Below are 16,673 nucleotides of genomic sequence, written 5' to 3'. Positions count from 1 at the left end.
GCCATAAATATCAAACGTCAGTATTAGATAATAAATATGTTATCCCTAATGCCAAAAATATATAGAGATCCGATGACAATTGACAATTATCAATTATCAATTATCAATTGTTCATACCAATGATGTATTGCTAACCACCCGACTGATAACAAACCTGCTAAACTCAAGGTTAAACCACTAAAGGGAACTAATAATGCAAATACAGGTAAAATTGCTCCAGCAATAGTACAAATAATGGCGGCTAAAGCAGCGTGACGATTTGCACCTAAACCATAGATGAAACCGAGTAAAATCAAGGATATAATCAACCAAGCTATTTCTGCATTAATTACTCGTGCCAGATAGGTTAAAGTTAATAAGCAAGCAAAGAAAATACCCGCAGCGATCGCCACATTTTTTAAACTCATGGGTAGGGACAAATATAAAAGCAATATCCACCACAAAAATAATGCTGGTGCTAACAGTAATAACCGGGGCATAATCCCAGTTTTTCCTATTGGTTTGGTGGCAGTAAATACACCAAAGGGATTTCTTACAGAAACATTTTCATCAAATATCCAAGTAAATTGGGTACTGTCACCATCATTTTTAATTTCATGAGGAACTATACCACTAGCAAAGTCAGAATTTCTAAAATTAGCAATTGTTGTGAGGCGAAATTGAGAAAGTAATTGATTTGTGGCATTATAAACCCAACGTGGTCCACCTTGCGCTTGATAGCTAACTTTAATTGTGGTTTCTTGTCCTGGTTCTAAGCGAAAGGGAAAACCATAATCACCAGGGTTTATTTGTTTTAATCTTGTTCCATCTCTTTCTACTTTATAACTAGAAAGTAAGGAGTAGCCTAATGGTGGTGGTGCTTCAAAGAAAAAACTATTAACATCACTTAGTGAATTGACAATTTTATAATCAGCAGTGTAATCTGTATTATAAATGGCACTGCGATTTTGCACGTTCACACTTTGGTCAATTTTAACTTTAATATTTGAACCTGCTAAATTTAAATAGCGAGTAACTTTTTGTTTATCTGTCACCTTGACTATTTTGCCGTTAACTTGAGTAGTATAGCTATAAGGTTCTTCGATAATGTAACGTACTTGGGGCGCAATTTGTTCTAATTTATCACCTGCGACACTTTCCGCTACTTGTGCTACTTTTGCTTGTTCCCAGTGATGGTAACGGTTGCTTAAAGTAGAAGTAAGGAAAAATCCCGTAACTACTAAAATTAAAATTAAGGCTAAATGTTGTAGTCCTTTGAGAAGTTGGGAATAACGAATAGACCATTCCCCAAAGAAAACAGCTTGTTCGCTGGTGTTGGGTCTCAGAGAAAAACTGATGAGAGCGATCGCCACTCCCAAAGCTACAATTAAAAACACAAACAATAGTGAACCTTGAAGTAGTTGGGTACCAAACTTGATTAATTCATCAGGATGTGTTAAATCTGGTAATCCGGGAATACCTTGAGCAATAGGAGACATGGGTAAGTATGTAGGTTTTCAGATATTTAAACAACGTGGCAGATATACTTTCCAAAAGTTTCTGCAAAAATACTAGGACAATATTGTTAATATTTTAGAAGTCAGTCGTAGGGGCAACCCCCTGTGGTTGCCCTCTTGAGTCAGGAGTCAGAATAATTTTAGATTTTAGATTTTAGATTAGAATTAGACCTGTCCGAAATATATAATGAAAAAATGGTAGAACGGTAAATGGAAAATATACCGTGGTTCTACCGAAGATGAGAAATATTACCAATTATATACATATGTACCCAAAACGCGCTAGGGGTATACTGGGAATCAGCTATGATCAATTTATTTCATTGATGGAGCAAGCAAAGTTAACTCATTAGGAGCAAAAAGCCCTGGTAGAAAAAAATAAACGACGTGTTAATGCAGCAGGTGCTGGACGTAAACCAAAATTAAAAATTGAAGAAGAAATATGCCTGACACTATTTTATCTCAGGCAAATGCCAACATTTTTTCATTTCTGTCCGCCCAGAAAAGTGCAAGGTTTTTCAGACTCAAGACGCTATAAAGAAAGCACCTACTGTCTTTTTTATGAGCCTCAAACCTTTGATTTATGACGCTTTTTGGTTTATTCAGCAACCCCTAAATATGTCGGCGTTAAAAATTGTCGTTATGGCAAGGCAAAAGGATGCAAAGGACACAAAGGCAGAAACGAGGTAACATCTCAAAGATCAGAAAATTACGTTATTATTAAGGACTGTTTCACTGTGTAACCTTCCCTCTGTCAATATGTTAGAACACCTAGCAACAAATTTGAGCGATCGCCTTCCCTATCCCCAAAACAACCAAAATACTATTCGCATTCGGGGCGCTAGGCAGCATAATCTCAAAAATATTGATTTGGAATTACCCCGCGATCAGTTAATTGTGTTTACTGGTGTTTCTGGTTCGGGTAAGTCTTCTTTGGCCTTTGATACCATTTTTGCAGAAGGTCAACGGCGTTATGTGGAATCTCTGAGTGCTTATGCTCGGCAATTTTTGGGTCAGTTGGATAAACCCGATGTGGAATCTATCGAGGGTTTAAGTCCTGCTATTTCCATTGACCAAAAATCAACTTCCCACAACCCCCGTTCTACAGTGGGAACAGTCACGGAAATTTATGATTATCTGCGGTTGCTTTATGGCCGTGCTGGTGAACCCCATTGTCCCCATTGCGATCGCTCTATTTCCCCCCAAACCATTGACGAAATGTGCGATCGCATCCTTGCACTTCCTGACCGCACCCGCTTCCAAATTCTTGCACCAGTCGTCAGGGGGAAAAAGGGTACTCACCGCAAACTCATTTCTAGTTTAGCCGCTCAAGGTTTTGTTCGGATCAGGGTCAATGGAGAGGTGTTAGAACTCTCAGATTCCATTGAATTGGATAAAAATATTACACATAATATAGAACTGGTTATTGACAGGCTTGTTAAAAAAGACGGTATACAAGAACGTTTAGTTGATTCTCTCACCACCTGCCTCAAGCAATCTCACGGAATTGCTGTAATTGAGGTATTAAATGATACATTAGATAAAGTAGCGCAGGAGCGACAACATAGTAAGTATATAGGAAATGGGGAGGAAAGTCAAGGTATTTCTGAACAAGAATTACCTTCAGAAATGGTATTTTCAGAAAACTTTGCTTGTCCAGAACATGGTGCGGTAATGGAAGAATTATCACCGCGTTTGTTTTCTTTTAATTCTCCTTATGGTGCTTGTTCTCATTGTCATGGAATTGGCACTTTAAGAAGGTTTTCTGAAGAATTGTTGATACCTAATCCCGAATCACCGATTTATGCAGCGATCGCACCTTGGTCAGAAAAGGAAAATTCCTATTATTTAGAGTTATTATATACTTTAGGGTTAGATTATGGATTTGAGTTACAAACTCAATGGAAGAATTTAACCAGAGAACAGCAACAAATAGTTTTATTTGGGGAAGAGAAAAGAACCACAGAGACACAGAGAAAGCAGAGTTTTAAAGGTGTAATTCCCATTTTGCAACGGCAATATGAGGGAGGAACAGAATTAGTTAAGCAGAAATTAGAAGAATATTTAATAGATCAACCTTGTGAAGTTTGTGGAGGGAAGCGGTTAAAGCCAGAAGCTTTAGCTGTGAAGTTAGGACAATATGGAATTTTAGATTTAACGAGTGTGTCAATTCGGGAATGTCGGGAGAGGGTAGAAAATTTGCAATTAAGTCCCCGACAAATGCAAATTGCTGATTTAGTTTTACGGGAAGTTAAAGCTAGATTACAATTTTTATTAGATGTAGGTTTAGATTATTTAACCTTAGATCGTCCGGCAATGACATTATCAGGAGGAGAAGCACAAAGAATTAGATTAGCTACACAAATCGGTTCTGGTTTAACAGGAGTTCTTTATGTTTTAGACGAACCAAGTATCGGTTTGCATCAAAGAGATAACGGAAGATTGTTGAAAACTTTAACCAAATTACGAGATTTAGGAAATACATTAATAGTTGTTGAACATGATGAAGAAACTATTCGGGAAGCAGATCATATAGTTGATATTGGACCCGGTGCTGGTATTCATGGGGGAAATATTATTGCACAGGGAAATATAGAAGACTTATTAAATGCAGAAGCATCATTAACAGGTGCTTACCTATCAGGAAAAAGAGTAATTCATACCCCTGGAACAAGAAGAGAAGGAAACGGTAGAAGTTTAAGAATAAAAAACGCCCATCGTAACAACTTAAAAAACATAGATGTAGAAATTCCCTTAGGAAAACTGGTTGCTGTGACTGGAGTTTCTGGTTCAGGAAAATCAACATTAATCAACGAATTACTATATCCAGCATTACAACATCATCTTTTAAAAAGAGTACCACTTCCCAAAGAAATCGAAGAAATAAAAGGATTAAACTGTGTAGATAAAGCCATAGTTATAGATCAATCACCCATAGGCAGAACACCCAGATCAAACCCTGCAACCTACACAGGAGTTTTTGATGTCATTAGAGATGTATTTTCCCAAACCATCGAAGCTAAAACCAGAGGATATAAAGCAGGACAATTTTCCTTCAACGTCAAAGGTGGCAGATGTGAAGCGTGTAGTGGACAAGGAGTAAACGTCATAGAAATGAACTTTTTACCAGACGTTTATGTACAATGCGAAGTTTGTAAAGGAGCAAGATATAACCGCGAAACCCTACAAGTTAAATACAAAGAAAAATCAATTTCCGACGTTTTAAACATGACTGTTGAAGAAGCATTAGCATTTTGTGAAAACATTCCCAAAGCAGTCACCAGATTACAAACATTAGTAGACGTAGGATTAGGATATGTACAACTAGGACAACCAGCCACCACATTATCAGGAGGAGAAGCGCAACGGGTGAAATTAGCAACAGAATTATCTCGACGTGCAACCGGAAAAACATTATATTTAATAGACGAACCAACAACCGGGTTGTCTTTTTACGACGTTCATAAATTATTAGACGTTCTCCAAAGATTAGTAGACAAAGGAAACTCAATTTTAGTAATAGAACATAACTTAGACGTTATTCGTTGTGCAGATTGGGTAATAGACTTAGGACCAGAAGGAGGAGACAAAGGAGGAGAAATAATAGCAGCAGGAACACCAGAACAAATAGCAGAAAACCCCCATTCCCACACAGGAAAATATCTGCAACAAGTATTAAAACAATACCCACCCCAAAACCCTCTTTAACCTCTCTTCCTTCGTGTCCTTTGCGTTCTTTGCGGTTCGTTTCTTAAATCTTCAATTCTCACGCAAAGACGCAAAGACGCAAAGAAAGAATATAATTATCAATATAGTAAAGGAGAAAAGTTTATGCAGTTAACAATAAAAGACGTAGAAATACTACAACAAAACCTATCCAAAGAACAAGAAGACTATCAAATAGAACTGCAAGAAGGAAACCTCTTAGTTATGGGACCATCAGATATTGAATCAAGTGAAATAGGTGCAGAATTGATCAGATTATTAGGTAACTGGATTAAACCCCGTAACTTAGGGAGAATATTTGACTCAAGCGGTGGTTTCATCATGCCTAACACCGACCTCCGCGCACCTGATGTTTCCTTCGTTGTTGCTTCCAGATTAAAACGCACAGTTAGAGACTTTGGAAACCTAGTTCCTGATTTGGTAGTAGAAATTAAATCAAAAACTGATAGAATCGGAAAATTAGAAGATAAAGTTAAACTCTTTTTAGAACAAGGTGCAAAAATCGGCATATTAATTAATCCTGATGAAAGAACCGTAAGCGTATATCGTCCCAACGGAGAAATTGAAACCTTCACAGGAGATGATAAATTAACCATACCCGAATTATTTCCCGGTTGGGAAATAAACATCTCTGAAATTTGGCCACTTGTATTTGAATAAATTAAAAACCCTCTTTTCCTCTCTTCCTTCGTGTCCTTCGTGTCTTCGTGGTTTATTTCCTCAATCTTCAATTCTCACGCAAAGACGCAATCTCCGTTAGGAGATCCCGCAGGGTAGACGCAAAGAGGAGAAAGAGAGGTTATAATATCGAAAGATTAAAGGAGAAAGATTAATAATGCAAACCATAAAACTAGAATCTCACATTGGTAATGATGGAATTTTACACATACCCTTACCAGAAATCAAAGATGCTGATGTAGAAGTAATTATAGTTTATCAACAAGTTCAAAAACCGCAAAAACGTCAATGGTCTTCAGAATTTCTGAGTACATTTGGAGCGTGGGAAGGAGAAGCATTAGAAAGAGCGCCCCAAGAAGAACAATCTGAAAGAGAACCATTGTTATGATTTATCTGTTAGATACCAATACTTGTATTGGCTATATTAACCGTCGCAATAACTCAATCTATCAGCGTATTACTTCTTTATCTCCAGAAGAAGTAGTTATTTGTGATATTGTAAAATTCGAGCTTTATTATGGAACATATAATAGTTCTCGGACAGAAGAAAACCTAGCAACTCTACAAAAATTTTTTGCAGATTTTGTCAGTTTACCTTTTGATGGTAAAGCTGCTGCTATATGTGGATATATTCGATCTCAACTCAAAAACCAGGGAACACCCATAGGAAGTTATGATTTACAAATTGCGGCGATCGCCCTAACTAACAACTTAACATTAGTCACCCACAACACCAGAGAATTTTCACGCATTCCCGAATTAAAATTAGAAGACTGGGAAAATTTCTAATTCCTAATATCCTGGATTTAAGAATTTACAGGATGTAAACATCAACAAAAATTCTTCCTCTCTTCCTCTCTTCCTTCGTGTCCTTCGTGTCTTCGTGGTTCGTTTCCTCAATCTTTAATTCTCACGCAAAGACGCAAAGACGCAAAGGAAGAAAGAGAAATTATCATATTCAGTCACCAAGTCAGCGATCGCACCAAAAAAGGAATTAAAAAAAGATGGTTGTTCTGTAGATAACTGACTTTCTGTTTGCTGCACTATTGATGTATAATTTAATTCTAATTCTTCCTGCCAATCGGGAAAATCTTCTCCTGTTTCTCGTGCATATATTTTTACTTTTTTCACAGAGTCAATAGATAAATTCAGCAAGTTATCACGAATACAAGGAATGATTGACTCTTTTTCTGGAACTTTTGCTGATTCCAGCATTATCTGGAGACAGTCCTGTTTAAGAGTTGTTTTGACAGTAATACTAGGTGAGTGCAACCACTGATTAACAAGATTATTAATCGCGTTGATATCCCCTGACTTGGCAAGTTCGCTATTATTAGACTGGTTCATAAATTTATAAGTGAAAACACTTTACATACAGAAATCGTATTTTACTTATAAATACCTGTCAATAGGCTTTAAATAAAAGTAGTCAAAGTTAACAGTATTTAATTTTAATTAATCAAGCGTCAAAATAATCCTGTCAATCCTTAAATCCTGGACATCCTGATATGGCTTACGCCACGCTTCGCTATCAGACAAATAAAATCCTTCTTATTTCAATAAACCCCCCGCTTAAAAAACTGCCGCAAAATCTCCCCCGGTCCCCGATCCCAAGTATCAATATGTTCAAAAATCAAACCCTGATCATTTAACTTATAAGTCGAATAACCATTAAAAAATAACCGCGCTTTCCAGGGAACCCGCAACACACCCCGCACCGTCCAAGTAGCTAAAATCGTACTTTCATCAGTTTGAGAAACATCATGTAAATCAAAAGCAAGTTCCGTAAAAAATAACTGTCCGTGAAAACGCAACGTCCAAAAAATAATCCGATAATTAAACTTACCCTTAAATTTATTCACCGGGTCACGAAACCAGATATCCTCAGAATAAATATCATAAGAAATATCCTGCTCAAATAAAGTCGGTAAATCTTGCTTCAGAACTTCAATTATCTGTTTTGTTTCTAATTTCATCACTGATATTATACCTTAAAATCCTTCTCAACCGTTTTTCCAATCTTTACCCCTCAAAATTCCATCGCTTCCGCAATGTTTTTTCTTGACTTGAGAACCTGACTATCAGTTTTCGTTCACCAGACACCTCGTATTTCTACTCTACTCATTGACAACCTAACTTTTTATAGATGTTCTCATGAAAAATACTTTGTATAATTGCTCTTAATGAAAATTACAGAAGTTTTGAATCTATCAAATGTTATGTCTATCATCGAAAATTCCTGGACACACGCTTATATCACCACCAATGGCATCAAATTACATTATGTCACCCAAGGGGACGGACCGTTAATGTTAATGTTGCATGGTTTTCCAGAATTTTGGTACTCGTGGCGGCATCAAATACCCCCATTTTCTCAAGATTACCACGTTGTTGCTGTTGATTTGCGTGGTTATAACGATAGTGATAAACCTCAAGCGCAGTCTGCTTATGTGATGGATGAATTGGTTAAAGACATAGAAGGAGTAATCAAAGGTTTAGGATATGAAAGTTGTATTTTAGTCGCTCATGATTGGGGTGGTGCGATCGCTTGGAATTTTGCATACACTCACCCTGATATGGTAGAAAAATTAATTATACTCAACCTCCCCCATCCCGCCAAATTTGCACAAGGTTTAAGCACACCCCAACAATTATTACGCAGTTATTATATTTTATTATTTCAACTGCCGTTAATTCCTGAACTAATCCTGCAAGCTTCAGACTACGAAGCTATAGGTAAAGCTATTCAAGGTACAGCTTTTAATAAAAACGCCTTCACCCAAGCAGACATTGAAGCCTATAAAGATGCTGCCGCAAAACGAGGTGCAATGACAGCCATGTTGAACTATTATCGCAACATTTTTCAACAGGGTATCCTCCACAAACATTGGAGTATTTTGGAAGTTCCTACCCTGATGATTTGGGGAGAACATGACACCGCACTAGGTAAAGAACTTACTTATGGTACACAAGAATACGTCAGAAACTTACAAATCAAATATATTCCTAATTCTGGTCATTGGGTACAACAAGAACAGCCAGAATTAGTCACAGAGTATATGCGCGAATTTCTGCTGTGAAAGAGCTATTTACTAAGAAAAAATACTCATTTGTCACCGCAATAAAACTGTGTTATGTAATGCAACTTAAGAATATTTAACAATAAACTTAACAAACAGAATTCACATTTAATCAGCATTTAGACATAACTCAAACCTAACCCCAGTAACAGTTAGAGCATTACTAACTACCTGGTGAAACATCACATCTAGCTTGTGAGATAAATCAACATTCTTGAACCATTTCATGAGATAATAGGATTGTGAGGAAAATGAACGGGTACTATTATCTAACAGGAAGGGGGAATATTATGAAACGCCAGCTATTAGCCGCTATAGCCTTAGCCGCTCCCCTGTTTTTTGCTAACTCAGTACAAGCAGGAAATACCCAAGACCTACAACAACTTTTATCAACTGGGGAATGTCCTAAATGTCAACTCTCAGGAGTTAACCTCAAAGGCGCTCATTTAATTGGAGCAGACTTACGAGGAGCAAACCTCCGGGGAGCAAATTTAACAGAAGCTAACCTGGAAGGTGCAGACTTAACAGGGGCAAATTTAACAGGTGCAAATTTAACATCTGCTTTTGTCACTAATGTGAATTTAAAACAAGCGAATCTTAATAATGCAAATCTCACCAATGCGATTATTAATGATTCCAACGTCTATCAAGCATCAATGAATAATCTCACTATTACTGATGCAGAGATATATAATACTGCCATTGGTGTAGGTGGAGAAAATGCAGAAATTCCTGATTGGGATGACGTTGTTAAGGGTAATTAAGTAATAGATGCAAATAGGATACCCGCTTTCTTAAAGAAAGTGGGTATCTGGGTTTGATCGTTCTAAGTTAATGCAGGTGCGATCGCTTCAGAAAGATACTTATTCGCCGCTTGCTTCAAAACCTCTACCTTATCAGTCCGTTCCCAAGGTAAATCTAAATCAGAACGTCCCAAGTGACCATAAGCTGCAACGTCCTGATAAAAACGTCCGCCTCTTTCACTAGGTAAGTTGCGTAAATTGAAAGTGTGGATAATTCCTGCTGGACGCAGTTCAAAGTTATCTTTGACTAATTGCAGTAAGATTTCATCATCAACCTTACCAGTGCTAAAGGTATCCACAAAAATACTTACAGGTCTGGCTACACCAATAGCATAACTTAACTGGACTTCACATTTTTCAGCTAAACCCGCAGCCACAATATTTTTCGCCGCATAGCGAGCCGCATAAGCCGCAGAACGGTCTACCTTTGTGGGGTCTTTACCAGAGAAAGCACCACCACCATGTCGGGAATAACCACCGTAGGTATCAACAATGATTTTCCGTCCTGTCAGTCCAGAATCTCCTTGAGGTCCACCAATCACAAATTTACCAGTGGGATTGACTAAAAACCGTGTATCCTCAGTTGGTTTAACTGCAATATCGCCAAACACAGGCATGACAACAGATGTCCACAGGTCTTCTTTAATCTTAGCTTGCACCGCCGCATCATCCGTAATATCCCCAATATTAGGTGTATGCTGGGTGGAAATTAAGATTGTATCAATACCTACAGGTTTACCATCTTCATAAACCACGGTAACTTGGGTTTTACCATCAGGTCGCAAGTATGGCAAATCTCCAGTTTTCCGCACTGCTGCCAATCTTCGGGCAATGCGATGAGCTAAACTAATGGGTAAAGGCATCAATTCTGGTGTTTCGTTACAAGCAAAACCGAACATGATACCTTGATCACCAGCACCAATTTTATCAAATAGTTCTTCACTATCAGCACTACGGGTTTCGTGGGCAGTATTTACACCTTGGGCAATATCCGGTGACTGCTCATCCAAAGCTACGAGTACACTGGCACTATTGGCAGAAAAGCCGTTAACTGCATCAGTATAACCAATTTCCGCGATTTTTTTACGAGCCAGATTGACAAAATTGACATTGGCTTTGGTGGTAATCTCTCCAGTAATTAATACTAATCCAGTATTAACAACTACTTCAGCCGCCACTCGGCTACTGGGATCTTGTGTCAACAAAGCATCCAGAATAGTATCAGAGATTTGATCACAGATTTTATCTGGATGACCTTCAGTTACAGACTCGGAGGTAAATAAATAGCGTCGAGACAAAGGAAAATCCTCCTGGAATAATTTTATTCACTGACTAAATTTGGTTATTTTAGTTTCAGCTACTCATTTCTCAAATCATAACCATATTGACACAGAGAACAGGGAACAGGGAACAGGGAACAGGGAAAAAATTTACTTTCTCCACAACAAAAAAGGGTTACACCCACAGATGCAACCCCTTTTGTGTTTAACAACATTGCTGGTTTTAGACTTGAACTGCTAACTTTGCTTCATTAGCTGTCAATTGTTCATAAACAGCACGCATTTTTAAACCTGTCAACACTTGGAACAAACCAGTTCCATTATTAGAACCTGGATATTCACGGTGTTGCAGTAATAAGTGAGTCATCTCACCTGTGTATTTGGTAGATGTGTTGCTTAGATGGTTTTCGATGTAAATTACTTCGTCCAGGTTGTCAAACTGACCATCTACTTCTAAAACAGATACATAACGACCGTAGTACACATCAGATCCGTAGTACATCTGCATACCAGGGTAAGAACAAGTCAGTTTGCGTCCACAAGGAGTCCACTGAATGGTTGAACCTTCATCAAACAAGTATGCTGGATCAAACCCTTCCTTGCCTTCTTTTTGTAACATCCGTACCCGCAATACTTTGCGCTCGGTGTCGTTTTTGATCAAGTTTGTGGGTAATACCTGTAAAACCACATCCGCAAATTCTCTTTGTGGTTCAATGAATTTTTCAAAGTCAGGTTTACGAGAATTGATTTGGGCTAAAACATCTTCATAGCGGTGGCCACGTTCAGCCATATCTCGTTGAATCTTCCAGGCAATTTTGACTTCATCACTGATGTCAAAGTAAACACTGAAATCTAGTAAGGCTCTCACCCGTTCATCATATAAAGGATGCAGCCCCTCAACTACTATAATGTGGTTTGGCTTAATCCGTTCTGGAGGATCAATCATGCCGGTTTCGTGGTTGTAAATCGGCTTATCAACGGCATTACCTTCTTTTAGAGCTTTAATTTGCTCATACATGAGGTCAAAATTGTTTGCCCTGGGATCGAGTGCAGTGATACCAGTTTCTTTACGTTGTTTACGATCAAGGCAATGATAGTCATCCAAGCAGATAACTGTCATTAATTCTTCACCAAATAAGTCGATCAATCGACGCAAAAACGTAGACTTACCGCACCCAGAGTCTCCGGCTACTCCAATCAATACCACGCGTTCCGGCTTACTTGTCATAAATCTCCTCTAAATACTAAAAAGATGACCAAATCAATATTTTTTTCACACAACAGATTTTTGAAGTTAGAGGTTTTACTCTAAGGGTAAAACCCTGCGTTCTTTTTATCCAGCATAAATACAGCATATCTGGGTAGTGATCAACATAGTCCTGTTAACTACTGATTTCTACTATCCTGAGTTCTGGGCTGGTAAGTATTTAATCCTAGTGGTATACTAGATTTTAACAGAAAGATGTATTTTGTAACAGGCGTTGCTGTTAAAAACAATTGAATGGTGTAACAGTCTTATTCAACCATATTTTAGTTGACAATCGGCAACAGCAAACAGGCAATATTGATCTTTTTCCTATCTCCTGGCTTCCGACTCCTGAATTCTCACATATTTGCCTGTTGAAAACTATCAAAGGGTATGTATAATCAGAAAAATAATAAATTTAAATAAATTATTTCGTTTTATAGCGTAAATAATGACTATTATATGTTATTGGGAGAAGCAATAAGTATGTAATTAGTAAAAAAAAGTTTAAATTGATTTACTATTAACATTCTGTCAAAGACTTATCATCTACCTTAGAAGATGAACAGGTGTGTTGGATACCATACCTATACAGTCTTTGCCGAGTGTACTTAGCAGGGCATCATTTTTATGATGCTGTTTTCTCACATTGTCAGTTTTATGCTTTTATGCAACGAAAATCCGGTAAACTTAAAGCTGACAATATGATGGGAATTTTTTGATAAACGGTTAAGTAAATATTGGAGTGGTAGAACGAATGTACAATCAAGGTGCTGTTGAGGGTGCTGCCAACATAGAATCAGGTAGCCGCGTCTTCGTATACGAAGTGGTGGGTCTGCGTCAGAATCAAGAATCTGATCAAACGAACTACCCTATTCGTAAAAGTGGCAGTGTATTCATCAGAGTACCTTACAACCGCATGAATCAAGAAATGCGAAGGATCACTCGTCTAGGCGGTAAAATTGTCAGCATTCAGCCTATATCGGTGCTACAGCCAGTTAATGGTCAAGGAGCCGTAGACAGTGCTAACAGCGAAGTCAGCGAGCCAGTGACACCTGTAAATGCTAACAATGAGGAGATTGGTAAAGACGCACCCGTGAGTACCAGTAGCGAAGCCAAAGGTTTCGCTAAACCATCTAAGGATAAAAAAGGTAACACGATGACTCAAGCGAAAGCCAAACACGCTGATGTTCCTGTGAACACTTATCGTCCTAATGCTCCTTTTATCGGTAAGGTAATCTCTAATGAGCCGTTAGTAAAAGAAGGCGGAATTGGTATTGTTCAGCATATCAAGTTTGACTTGACAGGTAGTAACTTAAACTACGTAGAAGGTCAAAGTATTGGTATTATTCCCCCTGGTATAGACAAAAAAGGCAAGCCCGAAAAGCTCAGGCTTTATTCTATTGCTTCCACTCGGCATGGTGATGATGTAGACGACAAGACTGTATCATTGTGTGTTCGTCAATTGGAATATAAAGATCCAGCAAGTGGCGAAACAGTTTATGGTGTTTGCTCTACCTATTTAACTCAGATTAAAACCGGTGATGAAGTAAAAATCACTGGTCCTGTGGGTAAGGAAATGCTATTACCTGAAGACACTGATACTAATGTAATCATGTTAGCTACAGGTACAGGTATTGCTCCTATGCGTGCATATCTGTGGCGGATGTTTAAAGATGCAGAAAGAGCAGCCAACCCAGAATATCAATTCAATGGATTTGCTTGGTTGCTGTTTGGTGTACCCAAAACTGCAAACATTCTCTATCAGGAAGAATTGGAAGAGATGCAGGCTAAATATCCTGATAACTTCCGTTTGACCTATGCTATCAGTCGGGAACAACAAAACCCCCAGGGTGGCAGAATGTACATCCAAGACCGTGTAGCAGAAAACGCTGATGAACTGTGGCAGTTGATTAAAAATGAAAAAACCCATACTTACATCTGCGGTTTACGTGGTATGGAAGATGGTATTGATGCAGCTTTGTCCGCTGCTGCTGCTAAGGAAGGTGTGAACTGGAGTGATTATCAGAAAGGCATGAAAAAAGAAGGCCGCTGGCACGTGGAAACCTACTAATGTGGTCAATGCTCAATAGTAATTTAATTCCAAATTCTCAGCTTTAATTTTGTAGGTAGGGTGATGCCCTGCCTACAATTGTTTTGTATGTATCGTTTGGGTGCAAAATCTGTGGGTGTTAAACTAGGAATTTTAGGATTAGGTACTGTGGGAACGGGGACTGTACAACTGTTGCAGGACTTGGAAGGTCGTCACCCACTGTTGCAGGAAATAGAAATACATCGGGTAGGAGTGCGATCGCTTGATAAACCCCGTGACGTAGAACTACCATCGGGGGTAGTGACTACGGATCTAGAAGCAATTGTCAATGATCCAGATATAGATATAATTGTGGAAGTCATGGGAGGATTAGAACCAGCGCGATCGCTGATCCTCAATGCTATTAAAAATGGTAAGCACGTAGTCACAGCTAACAAAGCTGCTATTTCCCGATTTGGGGCAGAAATATTTACCGCTGCCAACGCTTCTGGGGTATATGTGATGCTAGAAGCTTCTGTTGGTGGTGGTATCCCTGTGGTTCAACCCCTCAAACAGTCTTTAAGCGTTAATAAGATTCATACTATCACTGGCATTGTTAACGGTACAACTAACTACATCCTCACCAGGATGCAAACAGAAGGTAGCGACTTCAACGATGTTTTAGCTGATGCCCAACGCTTAGGTTACGCAGAAGCTGACCCTACCGCTGATGTTGATGGCTTGGATGCGGCTGATAAAATTGCTATTTTGGCATCTTTAGGTTTTGGCGATCGCATCAACTTGCAAGATGTCTATTGTGAAGGCATTCGCCAAGTCAGTAAGACCGATATTACCTATGCTGCTAAATTGGGATTTGTGATTAAATTATTGGCGATCGCCAAAGGCCAAATCGGTGATAATTCTCAGCTATCAGTGAGAGTCCATCCCACTTTAGTACCCCAAACTCATCCTTTAGCTAGTATCAATGGTGTTTATAATGCCATTCTGGTGGAAGGTGAACCCATTGGCCAGGTAATGTTTTTTGGACCTGGTGCTGGTGCTGGTGCTACTGCTAGTGCTGTTTGTTCAGATATTTTAAATCTGGTAGCGACGTTGAAAACTAATACCCCCAAAGCAAATCCCTTATTAGCTTGTGGACATCAACATTACTGTCAAATAGCGCCAATTTCTGAACTTGTTACCCGATTTTACACTCGTTTCCTCAGCAAAGACCATCCCGGAGTCATCGGTAAATTAGGAACTTGCTTTGGTAAATATGGCGTGAGTTTAGAGTCAGTCGTCCAAACCGGTTTTCAGGAAGAACTAGCAGAAATTGTCGTTGTCACCCACGATGTGAAAGAAGGCGACTTTAGACAAGCTTTAGCCGAAATTCAAACCCTGGAAGCAATAGATAGCATTCCTAGCATTTTACGAGTGCTTTGAGGAGATAGGGGACTGGGGACTGGGGAGGAAAATTTTCGATTTTAGATTTTAGATTTTAGATTGGAGATCACAAAAACAATCCAAAATCCAAAATCCAAAATCCAAAATCCAAAATAAAAAACTCCTGCCTTCTGCCTCCTGACTCCTTAAGATTCTGAAGAGTCTTTACCTACAACTTGTGATTTGAGGGTTGTAATTTCACTGGTTAACTCTTGCCGAGTTGAAGCTTTGAGTAAATAGCGATAAACAAACCAGGCAGAATAACCAATACCAATCAATTCAAAGGTAGGTGCTACCAAGGGAATACCATTGAGAGAATCTAGTACAGCCAGTAAGACCTTAACAGTGACAATTGCTGTAATCACTAAACCAATGCTAATTATAGGCTGCTTGTATTGATTAAAGAAGTTACCTACATAGTCAGGTAATGTGCCTAAAAAGCCAGAAACTTGCTGCCCATATTTGAGCCATTGCTCTTGAGACTGTACAGGAGGCTGTAGTTTGGTGATGCTTCCTGCTTGGGTGTTGATATCTGGGATTGTTGTTTCTTTTGACTTGGTTTCTGTATATTCTGGTTCTTGCATTTTCACTTCCATAATTTTGACAGTGGAGTTTTCTTAATCCTCACTATTCTGACCACAAGACTGTTTACTAAGCAATGGACTATTTCTCACTATTAAAGCTATATTCAGCCAGATTCGTCAATTGGCTTTTTCATCTTGATTTTAATATGTAACAATTTTTAGGTTTGTTCAAATAGACTAGACATCTCCGAAAACTATCTAACCTTCACCACAACTGCTTTTGAGGAAATGAAGGTAAAGTGCAAAGATACTCAGATTATACGCTAGAATCAGTGCTGAAGATGCCTGCTATTGGGAATTAGCCA

Annotated in this window: 14 protein-coding genes; 8 read left to right on the top strand and 6 right to left on the bottom strand. The window is 38.6% G+C overall.

Translation table 11 applies throughout. The features are described from left to right. Nucleotides 1-89: 89 nt before the first annotated feature. Nucleotides 90-1,478: a UbiA family prenyltransferase gene (locus tag IQ237_RS22635; RefSeq protein ID WP_194059234.1), complete on the bottom strand. Its 1,389-nt coding sequence runs from the start codon at nt 1,476-1,478 to the stop codon at nt 90-92. A gap of 777 nt (nt 1,479-2,255) precedes the next feature. Here IQ237_RS22635 and uvrA point away from each other — a divergent pair. From uvrA to IQ237_RS22615, 4 genes are all read left to right on the top strand, one after another. Continuing rightward, nucleotides 2,256-5,204, top strand: coding sequence for an excinuclease ABC subunit UvrA (uvrA, locus tag IQ237_RS22630; RefSeq protein ID WP_194059232.1), 2,949 nt, complete (start codon nt 2,256-2,258; stop codon nt 5,202-5,204). 123 nt (nt 5,205-5,327) lie between these two features. Beyond that, a complete protein-coding gene (locus tag IQ237_RS22625; RefSeq protein WP_194059231.1) occupies nt 5,328-5,882 on the top strand; it encodes a Uma2 family endonuclease in 555 nt (184 codons plus the stop codon). 175 nt (nt 5,883-6,057) lie between these two features. Then, on the top strand, nt 6,058-6,288 hold the full coding sequence (locus IQ237_RS22620) for a hypothetical protein (RefSeq protein WP_220609267.1): 231 nt from the start codon (nt 6,058-6,060) through the stop codon (nt 6,286-6,288). Beyond that, nucleotides 6,285-6,689, top strand: a complete 405-nt coding sequence (locus IQ237_RS22615) for a type II toxin-antitoxin system VapC family toxin (RefSeq protein ID WP_194059230.1) — start codon at nt 6,285-6,287, stop codon at nt 6,687-6,689. The genes IQ237_RS22620 and IQ237_RS22615 overlap by 4 nt, the downstream gene beginning before the upstream one ends. Nucleotides 6,690-6,803: 114 nt before the next feature. On the opposite strand, the gene IQ237_RS22610 is transcribed toward IQ237_RS22615, so the two are convergent. Beyond that, nucleotides 6,804-7,247, bottom strand: coding sequence for a hypothetical protein (locus tag IQ237_RS22610; protein ID WP_194059229.1), 444 nt, complete (start codon nt 7,245-7,247; stop codon nt 6,804-6,806). Between the two features lie 209 nt (nt 7,248-7,456). Beyond that, nucleotides 7,457-7,876 (bottom strand): DUF2358 domain-containing protein, encoded by a 420-nt coding sequence (locus tag IQ237_RS22605; RefSeq protein ID WP_194059228.1) that lies wholly within the window; start codon nt 7,874-7,876, stop codon nt 7,457-7,459. A gap of 243 nt (nt 7,877-8,119) precedes the next feature. Here IQ237_RS22605 and IQ237_RS22600 point away from each other — a divergent pair, with 243 nt between their 5' ends. After that, a complete protein-coding gene (locus tag IQ237_RS22600; RefSeq protein ID WP_194059227.1) occupies nt 8,120-8,980 on the top strand; it encodes an alpha/beta fold hydrolase in 861 nt (286 codons plus the stop codon). A gap of 290 nt (nt 8,981-9,270) precedes the next feature. Continuing rightward, nucleotides 9,271-9,744: a pentapeptide repeat-containing protein gene (locus IQ237_RS22595; RefSeq protein ID WP_194059226.1), complete on the top strand. Its 474-nt coding sequence runs from the start codon at nt 9,271-9,273 to the stop codon at nt 9,742-9,744. A 62-nt stretch (nt 9,745-9,806) separates the two neighbouring features. Here the strand turns inward: IQ237_RS22595 and metK are convergent, their stop codons facing one another. Beyond that, on the bottom strand, nt 9,807-11,081 hold the full coding sequence (gene metK, locus IQ237_RS22590) for a methionine adenosyltransferase (RefSeq protein WP_194059225.1): 1,275 nt from the start codon (nt 11,079-11,081) through the stop codon (nt 9,807-9,809). Between the two features lie 205 nt (nt 11,082-11,286). Next, a complete protein-coding gene (locus IQ237_RS22585) occupies nt 11,287-12,291 on the bottom strand; it encodes a phosphoribulokinase (protein WP_194059223.1) in 1,005 nt (334 codons plus the stop codon). 775 nt (nt 12,292-13,066) lie between these two features. On the opposite strand from IQ237_RS22585, the gene petH reads away from it, so the two are divergent. Beyond that, on the top strand, nt 13,067-14,383 hold the full coding sequence (gene petH, locus IQ237_RS22580) for a ferredoxin--NADP reductase (RefSeq protein WP_194059221.1): 1,317 nt from the start codon (nt 13,067-13,069) through the stop codon (nt 14,381-14,383). A 111-nt stretch (nt 14,384-14,494) separates the two neighbouring features. Next, entirely contained in the window at nt 14,495-15,784 is a 1,290-nt protein-coding gene (locus IQ237_RS22575) for a homoserine dehydrogenase (protein ID WP_194059247.1), read from the top strand. A gap of 146 nt (nt 15,785-15,930) precedes the next feature. Here IQ237_RS22575 and IQ237_RS22570 read toward each other — a convergent pair whose 3' ends face one another. After that, nucleotides 15,931-16,368 carry a CAAD domain-containing protein gene (locus IQ237_RS22570; RefSeq protein ID WP_096572570.1) on the bottom strand — a complete coding sequence of 146 codons (438 nt, stop codon included), beginning with the start codon at nt 16,366-16,368 and terminating at the stop codon, nt 15,931-15,933. Nucleotides 16,369-16,673 lie beyond the last annotated feature (305 nt).

Source organism: Sphaerospermopsis sp. LEGE 08334, assembly GCF_015207205.1.
Taxonomy (GTDB): domain Bacteria; phylum Cyanobacteriota; class Cyanobacteriia; order Cyanobacteriales; family Nostocaceae; genus Sphaerospermopsis.
Note: the sequence above shows the minus strand (reverse complement) of the source record. Positions and strands in the feature narration are given on the sequence as shown.

Coding starts and splice junctions, on each gene's coding strand:
- uvrA (WP_194059232.1), top strand. CDS start 2,256: ATGTTAGAACACCTAGCAACAAATTTGAGCGATCGCCTTCCCTATCCC.
- IQ237_RS22600 (WP_194059227.1), top strand. CDS start 8,120: ATGTCTATCATCGAAAATTCCTGGACACACGCTTATATCACCACCAAT.
- IQ237_RS22605 (WP_194059228.1), bottom strand. CDS start 7,876: ATGAAATTAGAAACAAAACAGATAATTGAAGTTCTGAAGCAAGATTTA.
- IQ237_RS22610 (WP_194059229.1), bottom strand. CDS start 7,247: ATGAACCAGTCTAATAATAGCGAACTTGCCAAGTCAGGGGATATCAAC.
- IQ237_RS22625 (WP_194059231.1), top strand. CDS start 5,328: ATGCAGTTAACAATAAAAGACGTAGAAATACTACAACAAAACCTATCC.
- petH (WP_194059221.1), top strand. CDS start 13,067: ATGTACAATCAAGGTGCTGTTGAGGGTGCTGCCAACATAGAATCAGGT.
- IQ237_RS22570 (WP_096572570.1), bottom strand. CDS start 16,368: ATGCAAGAACCAGAATATACAGAAACCAAGTCAAAAGAAACAACAATC.
- IQ237_RS22615 (WP_194059230.1), top strand. CDS start 6,285: ATGATTTATCTGTTAGATACCAATACTTGTATTGGCTATATTAACCGT.
- IQ237_RS22635 (WP_194059234.1), bottom strand. CDS start 1,478: ATGTCTCCTATTGCTCAAGGTATTCCCGGATTACCAGATTTAACACAT.
- IQ237_RS22595 (WP_194059226.1), top strand. CDS start 9,271: ATGAAACGCCAGCTATTAGCCGCTATAGCCTTAGCCGCTCCCCTGTTT.
- IQ237_RS22585 (WP_194059223.1), bottom strand. CDS start 12,291: ATGACAAGTAAGCCGGAACGCGTGGTATTGATTGGAGTAGCCGGAGAC.
- IQ237_RS22620 (WP_220609267.1), top strand. CDS start 6,058: ATGCAAACCATAAAACTAGAATCTCACATTGGTAATGATGGAATTTTA.